The following is a 12469-nucleotide window of genomic DNA, read 5'->3' on the forward strand; positions in this document are numbered from 1 at the left end:
GCGCGTTCAGCCTCGCGCCTTTATTCGCCATAGCATGATCAGATCGTCCCGATGGATCGCCGCAGCGCTGCCGCTGGCGCTCGGCGCGGCCGGCGCTGCGGCCGCACCCAGCCGCTTCGAGGTCGACGTGCTCGCCGAACTCAATTATTTTCGCGAGGATCCCGCGGGCTATGCCGACATCCTGCGCAGCTATCGCCCGCGCTTCGACGGCAAGATATTGCTCGCCGAAGAGGGCGGCGAGATCGACATCATGACCAACGAAGGCGTGGCGGCGGTCGACGAGGCGATCCGCGACCTTCGCCACCAGAAGCCCTTGTCGCGCCTCGCGCAAAGCGACCTGCTCGCGCGCGCCGCTGCCAGCCATGTCGCCGATCAGTCGCGGTCGGGCGCGGTCGGCCATTATACAAAGGGGCGCGGTCCGGGCGAGCGGATGAAGGCAATCGGCGGCGGGCCCTATGTCAACGAGGTGATCACCTATGGCCATCACAGTCCCGAAGGCGTGATCCAGCAATTGCTGATCGACGACGGGGTACCCGATCGCGGCCACCGTCACAGCCTGCTCCGGCCGACGCATCGTTATGTCGGCATCGCGTGCGGCCGGCATCCGGTGCACCGGACGATGTGCGTGACCCTGATGTCGCAGACTCCCGACGGATCGGCCCCGCCGCCGGGAAGGCCTGCGGCGAAAGCCGAATAAGCGAAGGACGGGGCCGGCCTTGATACGAAGCCGGCCCCGGTCCGGTCAGTTGCCGACCGGCTGGCTGTCGGTGCGCCGCACCACGACGGTCGACGAACGCGGCTCTTCGCCTGCGATCGGCCAGTCGCCCGTCGGATGCTGGATGTTCACGAAGAAGGTCGTGAGATCGGGGGTATAGGCGAGGCCGGTGATCTCGCAGCCGACGGGCCCGACGAGGAAGCGCTTTGACTTCTTCGTCGTCTGGTCGACATAGAACATCGCATTGTGGCCGAACGCCTGATCGATCGTCGTGCCCGCGACGCCCGAATTGCCCGGGACGCTATGGTCGGTCTGCACCCACAGGCGGCCCTGCGGGTCGATCCGCAGCCCGTCGGGGCTGGAGAAGGTGTCGCCGTCGATATTGCCGACCAGGTTGCTGCCCCCCGACGCCAGCGCCGGATCGCCCGCCAGCAGGAAGATTTCCCAGCTGAACTTCGTCGCCACCGGTGAATCGCCTTCCTCGCGGAACTTGACGATATGACCGTGGAGGTTGGTCACGCGCGGATTGGCGGCGTCGGTGACCTTGCGGCCGCTGTTGTTGGTCAGCGTCACGAACACCGCCTTGTTGTCGGGAGCGACGGTCAGCCATTCGGGGCGGTCCATTACGGTGCCCCCGGCGACGCGCGCCGCCGCCTGGCAGTTGATCAGCACGTCGGCCTGATTGTTGAAATCGACCGTTACCGGCGTCGGCGGCGTCGTGCTCTGGCTGACGTTGCCGGGGTCCGGCGCGCCGGCGACCAGGCCGTTCTCACCGACAACGAGCGCGCGCCATTCGCCCGATCCGTCGGCGTTGAAGCGCGCGACATAGAGCGTGCCATAGTCGAGCAGATCGGTGTTCGCCGCCCGGTTTGCGTCGCTGTACGCGCGTTCGGGGATGAACTTATAGATGCAGCCCGGCGTCGTATCGTCGCCCATATAGAAAGCGACGCGGCGGTCGCTGTTCGCCATGAAGGCGACATTCTCGTGGTTGAAGCGGCCCATCGCGGTGCGCTTCGTCGGCTGCGCCAGTTCGCGCAGCGGATCGATCTCGACCACCCAGCCATAGTTGGTCGCCGGCTGCGTCGGATCGAAATAATTGTTCATCGTTTCTTCGCAGGTCAGATAGGTGTTCCACGGCGTGCGGCCGCTCGAACAATTGTTGAGCATGCCCTTGATCGTGCCCGACAGCAGGCCCGCGGCGGGGCCGCCGGCGCGATAGCTGCTGTTGCCGGTGTAACGCTTGTTGTAGGTCGAACCCGCCTTGACGGCCCATTTGCCGTCGCTGCCCTTGGCGACCTCGACGACGCCGATCCCGACCGCCGACAGCGCGAGCGCTTTTTGCTCGGGCGTCGCGATGGCGGCGTCATACGCGTCCGCCATCAGGATGTTGAAGTCGGGATATTCGTAATTCATCGCCAGCAGGCCGCCGACGTTGGGATCGACGCCCGAAAGCGCGAAATATTCCATTCCGTCGTGGTTGCCGCCGGCCCATTTCTCGGCAACCGCCGGGGTCGGGTAGCTGCCCGCATAAGCGGTGCCGCTCTCGATCGAATCGCCGGCTTTCAGGAGGACGTCGACGCTGTAACCCTCGGGCACGGTGACGGTGTCGTTCTGGTTCGCCGCGACCGACGCGAAGCTGACCGTATAGCTCGGCGGCGGGGTGGGGGTCGGCGTCGGCGTCGGGGTGGGCGTCGGCGGGACGGTGACCGGCGGTTCGCTGCCATCACTGTCGCAGCCCGCCAGCACAGCGGCGGGAATCACCGACAGGCCGAACAGGCCCTGGCGGAGGATCGAACGGCGCGACGGATTTTCGGCAACGATCGCCTCGAGGCTGCCGCTGCCGCCGAGATCGGCGGTTTCGCGGCGATAAGGCGCGCGCGCCTCGTCGGTAAGATGTGACATGCAGATCCCCTGTTTTTGGTGGGCCCCGGGCCTGACTGGTCCCGGTGGAGCCCCCCGATTGCAGAGGCAGGTGTCAGCAGCATTGCTCCGGCATGTCGGGACGATGCGACTTCGGTGACGCTCCTGTGACAGGAGCCGCTCCGCTCAGTCGTGCACCGCCTTGATCAGCGGTCCCAGCGGCGATTCGCCGAGCCAGGCGAGTTGCACGTCCGACGAGATCTTGTTGATCGCTTCCTGCGGCTTGGCGCCGGGGTGCACCGCACGGCGGAGCGGGCGCGTGCCCGCCGGCATCGCCATGATCTCGGCGATCGCGCGCGGTACATCGGCGGGATCGGCGCTGCGCCCGCTGCCGTCCTCCTCGCCCATGCCCTTGGTGAAAGGCTCATAGGCGGCGAGCAGCGCGGCATCGCTGCGCTGTTTCAACGCGCCGGTATAGACATTGCGGTTCTGCCACACGCGCGTCGGATAGCCGCCGGGCTGGATGATCGTCACTTCGATCCCGTGCGGGACGAGTTCATAGGCAAGCTGTTCGGACAAAGCCTCGACCGCGAACTTGGTTGCCGAATAATGGCCGCCGCCGGGCACGATGACGCGGCCGAGCTGCGACGAGATGTTGAAGATCTGTCCGCTTTTCGCCGCCCGCATCTGCGGCAGGAGCGCGCGAAGCATGCGCTGGATACCGAGGACGTTGGTGTCGAAGATCAGCTTCGTCGCCTCCATATCCTGCACCTCGACGGGGCCGGTGATGCCGATCCCGGCATTGTTGATCAGCGTGTCGATGCGCCCGCCGGCGAGGGCGAGCGCCTTCGCGGTGCCCGCGGCGACCGATGCGTCGTCGGTCACGTCGATCTCGACGATGTGCAGGTCCAGACCGTCCTTGGCGGCCTCGGCCGCCAGCGTCTCGGCCTCCGGACGCGGGACGCCGCGCATCGTCGCAATCACCCTGGCACCCGCCCGCGCATAGAGCAGCGCGCCGACGCGGCCGAAACCGCTCGATGCGCCGGTAATCAATATGGTGCGTCCTTTCAGCGACGGCGCATCGGGGACAGCGGCATGGAGCAGGGCGGGCGCGGCGGTGAGGGCGGCGGCGGCGGCGATCAGCTCGCGGCGGCTGGGGCGGGAAGGCTCGGTCATGACGGGTTCCTTTCGGGCCCATCATGCCTTACTTTCGCGAGCGCTCCAAATCGCCTCAGGCCAGCCAGCGCGCGAAGACGTGCACCTGCTGCCGTTCCCAGCCGAGATGCTCGTACAGGCCCGCCGCCGGGTTGCCTTCGCGCAGCATTAGCTCGACCTTCGGGCAACCGCGCTGGCGCAGCCAGTCGCACGCCGTGTCCAGCAATTGCCGCGCCATACCGCGGCCCTGCCGGTCGGGCGCGACGCCGAGATAATAGATCCAGCCGCGATGCCCGTCGAAACCGGTCATCGCCGTGCCGACGATCCGGCGGTCCTCTTCGGCGACGATCACCGTCGCCGCGTCATGACCTAGCGCACGCCGGAAATCGGCGACAGGGTCATTCCAAGGGCGGGTGAGCCCGCAAGCTTCCCAGACCGCCACCACCGCGTCGCAATCGCCCGGCGTTGCGGCGCGGACGCCGATCATCCCTGCAGCCGCAGCGCGAGGTCGCTGGCAAAGCGCACGTCATCGCCGTCGGCAAGCCATTTCGCTTCGGCCGCAATCGCGCCGAGCAGGTCGATCAGCGGTTCCGTCTCGCTCTTGTGATAATTGCCAAGCACATGGCCGGTGACGCGGTCCTTGTGGCCGGGATGACCGATGCCGATGCGGACGCGGCGGAAATCGTCGCCGATATGCTGGATCATCGAGCGGATGCCGTTATGACCCGCGGCTCCGCCGCCTCGCTTCACCTTGACCTTCATCGGCGCGAGGTCGAGTTCGTCGTAAAAGACCGTGACGTCCTGCGGCGTCAATTTGTAGAAATCGAGCGCGGCGCGCACGCTGCGGCCGCTTTCGTTCATGAAGGTAGCCGGTTTGAGCAGCAGGATGCGCTGCGAGCCGATACGACCTTCCTGGACCCAACCCTGGAATTTCTTCGCGGGCGCCGGGAAGTCGTAGAAATCGGCGATGACATCGGCGGCCATGAAGCCGACATTGTGACGGTGCATCGCATATTGGGGCCCGGGATTGCCGAGGCCGACCCAGAGCTGCATGGTGGTGCCTTTCCCGGGTCTGGTGGAAACGCCCCTCCCGCGCGGGGAGGGGCGATCCTGAAAAGCTTAGGCTTCTTCGCCGCCTTCGGCCGCTTCGGCTTCGCCGTCATCCTTCGTCGTGTCGCCGTCGCTCGACTTGAGCGCCGACGGAGCGACGATGGTGGCGATGGTGAAGTCGCGGTCGGTGATCGCGCTTGCCACGCCCTTGGGCAGGGTGACGTTGCTGATGTGGATCGAGTCGCCGACATCGAAACCGGTCACGTCGATCGCGATCTCGTCGGGGATCTTGTCCGCGTCGCAGACGAGTTCCAGCTCGTGGCGAACGATGTTCAGCACGCCGCCGCGCTTCAGGCCCGGCGAGGCTTCTTCGTTCTGGAACGAGACGGGCACCGCAACCTGGACCGTGGCGTCCTTCGCGATGCGCAGGAAGTCGGCGTGGATCGGGCGATCCTTGACCGGGTGGAAAGCGACGTCCTTGGGCAGGGTACGGATGGTCTTGCCGCCCACGTCGATCATCACGACCGAGTTCATGAAGTGACCCGTCATCAGCTGCTTCATCAGCAGCTTTTCTTCGACGTGGATCATCAGGGGTTCTTCCTTGCCGCCATAGACAACGGCGGGGACGCGGCCATTACGACGCAGGTCACGCGAGGCTCCCTTGCCTCCGCGTTCGCGCGTCTCGGCCGTCAGCGTCAGCTGATCGCTCATGATATTTCTCCGAGAAACAGTTACACAGTTCCGCCACGCCTCCAGGGATGACCATGACGGAAGCCGGGGCGCTTAGCGGGGAAGGGGCGGAAATGCAAGCGGCACGCGGTCCTATTGCACGCGTTTCACTTCCAGCCCCTCGGCGCCGAGCATCGCGGGAACGCCGTCGGTGCCGACCAGATGGCCGGCGCCGACCGCCAGCAATACGGTACCGGGGCGGTCCAGCCGCTTTCTCACCCACGCGCTCCAGCGCCGGTTGCGGTCGGTCAGGATCGCCTGGCGCGCCGCCGGGACCGCATCGACATCCTCGTTGATTACTTTTTCGAGCGCGACGAGATCGCCGCGCGCCCATGACGCGGTCAGCGCGCGGACGTCCTCGACGGCCTTGTCCGTTCCCTTGACGGCGCGCGTGAGCAGCGTCCGCTGCGTTTGCGGGTCGAGCGTTTCGAACAGGTTCAATTGCCCGTGCGCCGTTTCGAGGCCGCCGATCGGCTTGCCCGCCGCTGCGAATTGCGCGGTGAGGCGCGATTCTACTCCGCGCGATGGATCGAATTCGGCATTCTGCGTCACGCGCTGGCCCATCAGGACCATGACCGCCCAGTCGTCGAGCGTATCGCCGCCGAAATCGCCGCCCGTTGCTTCGAGTGCGCGATACTGCGCCAGCGCTTCCGGCGACAGCCGCTTGTCCATCGGCAGCGGCGCTGATCGCGGCGCCAGCGTCCAGAACACTTCCCCGGCCGCCGCCAGTTCCTGCGGCGACAGTTCGAGCACCAGCTCGTCGGCCGCATCGGCGACGTCGGCGACCTTGCCGGCGTCCCACTTGGTCCCGGCGGGCAGGGCGTGCATCGTGCCGAGCATATAGATGCGCGTATCGTCATCCTCGACCAGCCACATCGCGGGCCGGGCGGGCGTTTCGGGTACAGCGGTACCGCAACCGGCGAGCAGCCACGGCAAGAGGGCCGCCGCGAGGCGGCGCCCCCAAGGCCGGAAAGTAAGCGTGTCGGGCCTCAATATTCGATCCGCTCGGCGGTCAGTCCGCGTTCCTTCAGAAAATCCTGCACGCTATGCTCGCCTGCGAGATGGCCCGCGCCGACGGCGACGAAGACGGTGCCGGGTTGGTCCATTCGCGCCTTGATCTGGTCGGCCCAGCGCTGATTACGGTCGAACAGCAACACCTTGGCGAGTTCGGGGGTCGCGGCCATGCTTTCGTTCATCGCCACTGCCAGCGCTTCGGTGTCGCCCTTGCCCCACAGCACCACCGTCTTGTCGAGCGTCGGGCCGAGCTTGTCGATGTCCTTGACCACCGAATTGAGGAAAGCGAGCTGCTGCTTTTCGGGCAGGCCGTCGAAAAAGCCGAGCTGCTGATCGACCGTCTCGAGCGCCGACACCGGCTTGGCTGCAGCCTTCGCAGCGGCGGTGAGCTGTTTTTCGGCACCCTGTTCGGGATCGTAGCCCAGCTGGGCGAGCGGCGCGATCGACAGCGTCATCGCAGCGAACCACGGCTCGAACCTGTCGAACTGCGCCACCGGAATGCCGAGGCCGGTCATCGCCGCCTGATAGGCTTTGAGTTCGTCGGCGCTGAGGCGCGACGAAATCGTCTTGCCGCTCTGGTCGAGGGCGAGCGGAATCATCTTTTGTGCCATCTCCCCCGGATCTTCGGGCAGCACGATTTCGAGCATCAACTGGTCCGACTTGTCGAAGGCGCGCTTCACTGCATCGTCGAACCAGCCGAGGCCCGGCTTCAGCACATGGACGGTGCCGAAGAGATAGATGGTCGTGTCTTCGTCCTTCACGACCCACAGCGCGGGATCGACGTCGGTCACCGCCGCCGAGGATTCGGCCGCGCGCGCCACATTGTGTCCGGGCGCCAGCGCGCATTGCGCGAAGGGGATGACGGCGCAGGAGATCGCGAGCGTCTTCAGCCATTTCTTCATGGGGAATTGCCTTTCATTTTCGGCCGTTATGGCCGGGGCCGTGCGGGCAGGGAAGGTGTAATATTCAGCGGAACTTGAGCCAGAAATAGACCGCGGCATTGACCAGCAGCGCCGCGAGGAACAGCAGCATCGCATCGACCGGCGGCACCAGCCCGGCACGGTGCAGCACCCACCATGCGGGCGCCGGAATGATGAAGGCGTAATAGCCGGCGAGCCCCGCGCGCCAATAGGCTTGCCGCTCATGATCGTCGATCGAGCGTTCGTAGAGCGGGATCAGGACCGCCAGGCCGCCCGCCCACAAGAGCGCCAGCCCGATGGCGACGGCCGGCGACAAGGCGCCGTTACCGAACAGCGGATCGCCGGGATTGCTCGTCCCGCTGCGATCGAGGATGCCCGACAACACGCCGATCGTCGCGGCGATGGCGAGGCAGGTCCAGTAGAGCCGCTTGCGCTTCGACCAGCCTTCCCAGAATTTGCCGACCCGCCGCAGGTAAAGGGCCATCGCGGCCATCCCGGCGAGCAAGGCCAGCCCGGCGCCGACGGCGGCCGGCGGCGCGTTCTCGCCGGCCTCGCGCATCGCGTCGAGATATCCGGCGGCGAGGCCCATCAGGAATATCGTGACGAACACGATGACGACCGGCCAGATCAGGCGGGGGCGTTTGCGCTTTCCGGCGGGATCAGATGTCATGGCTGCTTCCTTCGAAACCATCGTCGAAAATCTCCTCGATCGGCATCGCGAACAGTCGTGCCAGCTTGAAAGCAAGTGGTAACGACGGGTCGTATTTCCCTGTTTCGATTGCGTTTACTGCCTGCCGCGAGACGTCGAGCCGGTCGGCGAGTTCGGCCTGGCTCCAGTTCCGCATCGCGCGCAGCACTTTCAGTTTGTTGTTCATTCGGCGCCTCGCCAGCCTTCGCGTCGGGTTTGTTCCGGCATGGGCAAAATCGGGCGGAGTGCAACGGAAAGTTTCGCCAAGAGACTGGAGCGCCGCCATTGCAAGCGGCGCTCCAGCTCAGGTCGCCGGCCGTTACCGGGGAGTACCGGCCGGAGCGAAAGGGCGAAACCTGCCACGCCGGCGATCAGCGCGCGGCGAGCCGGATGCCGCGGTCGGCCTCGGCAACCGCCCGTTCGGCCTGCGCTCTGGCGCCGTTAGTCGCGGCCGCGATGCATTCGGTGCGTAGCGCCAGTTCGGCCGTGCCGCGCAGATCGCTGCGGCAGAGGCGGCGCGCGGCGCTAGCGATCCGCGCTGCGAGCGTTTGCCGGTCGCTTGCCAGAGCGAGGTCCAGATCGCCGATATGGACATATTCGCTCGCGCTGTAGCTGACAGGAGCGGCGATTGCGGGAGCGCCCAAGGCGAGCGAAAGTGCGAGGATCGCGGCGCGGGTAATCATGAGGTCATTTCCTTTTCTGTAACGTTGGTCGTGTTCACCTGTCTTTGTGTCAGGTTTACATGACTATATGTCGTGACTCGCTGACTATGTCAACAACACCTGACAAAAAGCCGTGTATCCGTGACATCGGGCGGCATTTTCGAGGTGAACGGCAACGTCACGCGCCTTGACCCTGCGGCCCCGCTGCGCCAAGGGCGGCGGCAATTGTTGCACCTGCGAAAGAGCGGATTCGTGGCCGACCAGGCGGAAAAGAAATCCCTGAGCTTCCAGGACATGATCCTGACGCTGCACGCCTATTGGGCCGCGCGTGGCTGCGCGATATTGCAGCCATATGACATGCGCGTCGGGGCGGGGACATTTCACCCCGCGACGACCTTGCGCAGCCTCGGCCCCGAGCCGTGGAACGTCGCTTATGTCCAGCCGAGCCGCCGCCCGACCGACGGCCGCTATGGCGAAAACCCCAACCGTCTGCAGCATTATTACCAGTATCAGGTGATCCTGAAGCCTTCGCCCGCCGACCTGCAGGAACAATATCTGGGGTCGCTCGCCGCGATCGGCATCGACCCGCTGCTCCACGACATCCGCTTCGTCGAGGACGACTGGGAATCGCCGACGCTCGGCGCGTGGGGCTTGGGCTGGGAAGTCTGGTGCGACGGCATGGAAGTCACCCAGTTCACTTACTTCCAGCAGATGGGCGGCTTCGACTGCAAGCCCGTCGCGGGCGAGCTCACCTACGGGCTCGAACGCCTCGCCATGTATATCCAGAATGTCGACAATGTGTACGACCTGCGCTTCTCCGACGCGGTCGGCGATGTCGCGGCGGTCAGCTATGGCGACGTGTTCCTCGAGAACGAGCGCCAGTTCTCGAAATGGAATTTCGAGGTCGCCGATACCGACACCTTGTTCGCCGGGTTCAAGGCCGCCGAGGAAGAGTGCAAGCGCGCGATCGCGGCAAACGTCCCGCTCGCCGCCTATGATCAGGCGATCGAGGCGAGCCACCTGTTCAACCTGCTGCAGGCGCGCGGCGTGATCAGCGTGCAGGAACGCGCCAATTATATGGCGCGCGTCCGCGATCTCGCAAAGGGAAGCTGCAAGGCGTGGATCGACAGCCAGTCCGAACGCTGGACCCAAAACTATCCGGGGTGGACGCTGTAATGGTCCACTCTGCGACAACCTTTCTTTCCGTTCGTGTCGAGCGAAGTCGAGACACCCATCGGAATGGCGCTGTCCTTCGGGGCATCTCGGCTTCGCTCGATGCGAACGGGGTTTGGGGTTCGGAGGATTTGTTGTGACCGACTTTCTTCTCGAACTGCGTAGCGAGGAAATTCCGGCGCGCATGCAGGCCGGCGCGCGCGCCGAACTTGAGAAGCTGTTCCGGGCGCAATTGAGCGCTGCGGGGCTCGAAGCGGGCGCGCTCACCATCTGGTCGACGCCGCGCCGTCTGGCGCTGATCGCGCGCGATCTTCCGCAAGCGACCGCCGCGGTCAGCGAGGAACTCAAGGGCCCGCGCAGCAGCGCGCCGCCGCAGGCACTCGAAGGCTTCCTGCGCAAGACCGGCCTGACGCAGGACCAGCTCGAAGACCGCGACGGCGTCTATTTCGCGGTGATCGACAAGCCCGGCCGCGCGACGGCCGAGGTGCTCGCCGAGGCGATCCCGGCGATCGTCCGCAGCTTTTCCTGGCCGAAGTCGATGCGCTGGGGCAAGCAAAGCGCGAGCAGCGAAAGCCTGCGCTGGGTGCGCCCGTTGTCGGGCATCGTCGCGATCTTCGGCGAAGATCTGGTGCCATGTGAAGTTAGCGGGATTTCGGCGGGTTTCGCGACGCGCGGCCACCGCTTCCATTGCCCGGGCGAGATCACGATCGGTTCTGCAGCGGACTATGCCGAAAAGCTGCGCGCTTGCCACGTCATCGTCGACCATGAGGAACGCCAGAACATCGTCCGCGACGGCGCCGCCAAGGCCGCGGCCGACGCCGGGCTGACGCTGGTCGAGGACGAGGGGCTGGTGATCGAGAATGCCGGCCTCACCGAATGGCCGGTGCCCTTGCTCGGCCGCTTCGACGAAGCCTTCCTCGAAGTCCCGCCCGAGGTCATCCAACTCACCGCGCGCGTGAACCAGAAATATTTCGTCGTGAACGGCGCCGACGGCAAGCTCGCCAACGGCTTTGTCTGCACCGCGAACATCGACGCGATCGACGGCGGCGCCGAAATCGTCGCGGGCAACCGCAAGGTGCTCGCGGCGCGCCTGTCGGACGCACGTTTCTTCTGGGAACAGGACCAGAAAAAGACGCTCGCGCAGCATGCCGAAAAGCTGGCGAACATCACCTTCCACGAAAAGCTGGGTACCGTCGCCGACAAGGTCGAGCGCGTCGCAAAGCTGGCGCGTTGGCTGGTGGAAGAGGGGATTGTCACGTCGTGCTCCCCGGCGAAAGCCGGGGCCCATGGCGACGGTGCAACTGGACCCCGGCTTTCGCCGGGGTACAAGGAAGAGTTGGCCGACCAAGCCGAACTCGCAGCGCGCCTCGCGAAGGCCGATCTCGTCACCGAGATGGTCGGCGAATTCCCCGAATTGCAGGGCCTGATGGGCGGCTATTACGCCCGCGCCCAAGGCCTGCCCGATGCAGTCGCCGACGCGATCCGCGACCATTACAAGCCGGTCGGGCAGGGTGATGATGTGCCGACGGCGCCGGTCACGGTGGCCGTGGCTTTGGCGGACAAGCTGGATACGATCGCCAGTTTTTTCGCTATCCACGAAAAGCCGACGGGATCGAAAGATCCCTTTGCACTCAGGCGTGCAGCTCTTGGCGTGTTAGCACTTCTTCAAAGAAATCAGATCCGAACCGGCGTCGCGAATGGGTTGGATCAGTCGTGGCTTTCAGCCAGCATCTATGACTTCAGCCGTGTAGAAGCAGACTGGGCGCGATCAGTTCTTGCTGAAGGCGGCGGCGCTTTCGAGTATTTTGACAACTTCGCCACCAACGGAATGGCAAGTGAAAGCGCTGAAGAAAGAGCTATTTGGCTCTATAGCAAGCATTCAGAATACAGTGCGTTTCAAGCGGGCATCCTCGACTTCTTCGCCGACCGCCTCAAGGTCCAGCAGCGTGAAGCCGGTGTCCGCCACGACCTGATCGACGCGGTGTTTGCGCTCGGCGGTGAGGATGATCTCGTTCGCTTGCTCGCCCGCGTGAAAGCGTTGCAGGCATTCATGGCGACCGAGGACGGCAGTAACCTGCTCGCGGGCTACAAGCGCGCGGCGAATATCCTGAAGCAGGCGGGGCAAAGCAGTTCCCCGGCGAAGGCCGGGGCCCAGAGCGGAGAAGCGCCGACGTCTGTGGATGGCAGCACTGGACCCCGGCCTTCGCCGGGGAACATGACAGAGCATGACGCCGCGTTGCTCGCCGCGCTCGACACCGCCGAACCCGCCGCTACCGCCGCAGTCGCCGACGAACGCTTCACCGACGCCATGGCCGCGCTCGCCAGCCTGCGCGCGCCGATCGACGCCTTTTTCGAGGGCGTGATGGTCAATGATCCCGACGAGGCGGTGCGTGCGTATCGCCTCGGCCTGCTCGCGCGATTTACCGGCGCGGTGCATGGCGTCGCGGATTTCTCGAAGATCGAGGGCTGACGCGGTCGTTATGTGCCGCAGCTTATAACGAAC

Annotated in this window: 13 protein-coding genes; 3 read left to right on the forward strand and 10 right to left on the reverse strand. The window is 65.4% G+C overall.

The annotated features are described in order from the left end of the window. Nucleotides 1-34: 34 nt before the first annotated feature. Nucleotides 35-697, forward strand: a complete 663-nt coding sequence (locus tag AN936_RS06340; RefSeq protein ID WP_054587394.1) for a CAP domain-containing protein — start codon at nucleotides 35-37, stop codon at nucleotides 695-697. 45 nt (nucleotides 698-742) lie between these two features. Here the strand turns inward: AN936_RS06340 and AN936_RS06345 are convergent, their stop codons facing one another. The 10 genes from AN936_RS06345 to AN936_RS06390 form a co-directional block, all read right to left on the reverse strand. Continuing rightward, nucleotides 743-2617: a PhoX family protein gene (locus AN936_RS06345; RefSeq protein ID WP_054587395.1), complete on the reverse strand. Its 1875-nt coding sequence runs from the start codon at nucleotides 2615-2617 to the stop codon at nucleotides 743-745. Between the two features lie 144 nt (nucleotides 2618-2761). Then, nucleotides 2762-3751, reverse strand: a complete 990-nt coding sequence (locus AN936_RS06350) for an SDR family oxidoreductase (protein WP_054587396.1) — start codon at nucleotides 3749-3751, stop codon at nucleotides 2762-2764. Nucleotides 3752-3806: 55 nt separating this feature from the next. Next, nucleotides 3807-4217, reverse strand: a complete 411-nt coding sequence (locus tag AN936_RS06355; protein ID WP_054587397.1) for a GNAT family acetyltransferase — start codon at nucleotides 4215-4217, stop codon at nucleotides 3807-3809. Next, nucleotides 4214-4783 (reverse strand): aminoacyl-tRNA hydrolase, encoded by a 570-nt coding sequence (gene pth / locus AN936_RS06360; protein ID WP_054587398.1) that lies wholly within the window; start codon nucleotides 4781-4783, stop codon nucleotides 4214-4216. Before pth ends, AN936_RS06355 begins: the two co-directional genes overlap by 4 nt. Before the next feature lie 66 nt (nucleotides 4784-4849). Continuing rightward, nucleotides 4850-5491, reverse strand: a complete 642-nt coding sequence (locus tag AN936_RS06365) for a 50S ribosomal protein L25/general stress protein Ctc (protein ID WP_054587399.1) — start codon at nucleotides 5489-5491, stop codon at nucleotides 4850-4852. A gap of 111 nt (nucleotides 5492-5602) precedes the next feature. Beyond that, on the reverse strand, nucleotides 5603-6502 hold the full coding sequence (locus AN936_RS06370; protein ID WP_054587400.1) for a TraB/GumN family protein: 900 nt from the start codon (nucleotides 6500-6502) through the stop codon (nucleotides 5603-5605). Further along, the gene (locus tag AN936_RS06375) at nucleotides 6499-7425 is read right to left on the reverse strand and encodes a TraB/GumN family protein (RefSeq protein WP_054587401.1); all 927 of its coding nucleotides are present in this window, start codon (nucleotides 7423-7425) and stop codon (nucleotides 6499-6501) included. Before AN936_RS06375 ends, AN936_RS06370 begins: the two co-directional genes overlap by 4 nt. A gap of 64 nt (nucleotides 7426-7489) precedes the next feature. Continuing rightward, a complete protein-coding gene (locus AN936_RS06380) occupies nucleotides 7490-8113 on the reverse strand; it encodes a hypothetical protein (protein WP_234715760.1) in 624 nt (207 codons plus the stop codon). Continuing rightward, a complete protein-coding gene (locus AN936_RS06385) occupies nucleotides 8103-8318 on the reverse strand; it encodes a helix-turn-helix transcriptional regulator (RefSeq protein ID WP_054587402.1) in 216 nt (71 codons plus the stop codon). Before AN936_RS06385 ends, AN936_RS06380 begins: the two co-directional genes overlap by 11 nt. Nucleotides 8319-8502: 184 nt before the next feature. Further along, nucleotides 8503-8814 (reverse strand): UrcA family protein, encoded by a 312-nt coding sequence (locus AN936_RS06390; protein ID WP_054587403.1) that lies wholly within the window; start codon nucleotides 8812-8814, stop codon nucleotides 8503-8505. Nucleotides 8815-9087: 273 nt separating this feature from the next. Here AN936_RS06390 and AN936_RS06395 point away from each other — a divergent pair, with 273 nt between their 5' ends. Beyond that, entirely contained in the window at nucleotides 9088-9969 is an 882-nt protein-coding gene (locus tag AN936_RS06395) for a glycine--tRNA ligase subunit alpha (protein ID WP_054590142.1), read from the forward strand. A 133-nt stretch (nucleotides 9970-10102) separates the two neighbouring features. Then, on the forward strand, nucleotides 10103-12436 hold the full coding sequence (gene glyS / locus AN936_RS06400) for a glycine--tRNA ligase subunit beta (RefSeq protein WP_054587404.1): 2334 nt from the start codon (nucleotides 10103-10105) through the stop codon (nucleotides 12434-12436). Nucleotides 12437-12469 lie beyond the last annotated feature (33 nt).

The sequence above is a fragment of the Sphingopyxis macrogoltabida genome, from assembly GCF_001307295.1.
Classification (GTDB): domain Bacteria; phylum Pseudomonadota; class Alphaproteobacteria; order Sphingomonadales; family Sphingomonadaceae; genus Sphingopyxis; species Sphingopyxis macrogoltabida_B.

What these genes read in the sequence shown, in the direction of transcription:
- AN936_RS06395 (WP_054590142.1), top strand. Translation starts at nt 9,088, where the DNA reads ATGATCCTGACGCTGCACGCCTATTGGGCCGCGCGTGGCTGCGCGATA.
- AN936_RS06390 (WP_054587403.1), bottom strand. Translation starts at nt 8,814, where the DNA reads ATGATTACCCGCGCCGCGATCCTCGCACTTTCGCTCGCCTTGGGCGCT.
- pth (WP_054587398.1), bottom strand. Translation starts at nt 4,783, where the DNA reads ATGCAGCTCTGGGTCGGCCTCGGCAATCCCGGGCCCCAATATGCGATG.
- AN936_RS06345 (WP_054587395.1), bottom strand. Translation starts at nt 2,617, where the DNA reads ATGTCACATCTTACCGACGAGGCGCGCGCGCCTTATCGCCGCGAAACC.
- AN936_RS06375 (WP_054587401.1), bottom strand. Translation starts at nt 7,425, where the DNA reads ATGAAGAAATGGCTGAAGACGCTCGCGATCTCCTGCGCCGTCATCCCC.
- AN936_RS06385 (WP_054587402.1), bottom strand. Translation starts at nt 8,318, where the DNA reads ATGAACAACAAACTGAAAGTGCTGCGCGCGATGCGGAACTGGAGCCAG.
- AN936_RS06355 (WP_054587397.1), bottom strand. Translation starts at nt 4,217, where the DNA reads ATGATCGGCGTCCGCGCCGCAACGCCGGGCGATTGCGACGCGGTGGTG.
- AN936_RS06350 (WP_054587396.1), bottom strand. Translation starts at nt 3,751, where the DNA reads ATGACCGAGCCTTCCCGCCCCAGCCGCCGCGAGCTGATCGCCGCCGCC.
- AN936_RS06365 (WP_054587399.1), bottom strand. Translation starts at nt 5,491, where the DNA reads ATGAGCGATCAGCTGACGCTGACGGCCGAGACGCGCGAACGCGGAGGC.
- AN936_RS06340 (WP_054587394.1), top strand. Translation starts at nt 35, where the DNA reads ATGATCAGATCGTCCCGATGGATCGCCGCAGCGCTGCCGCTGGCGCTC.
- AN936_RS06380 (WP_234715760.1), bottom strand. Translation starts at nt 8,113, where the DNA reads ATGACATCTGATCCCGCCGGAAAGCGCAAACGCCCCCGCCTGATCTGG.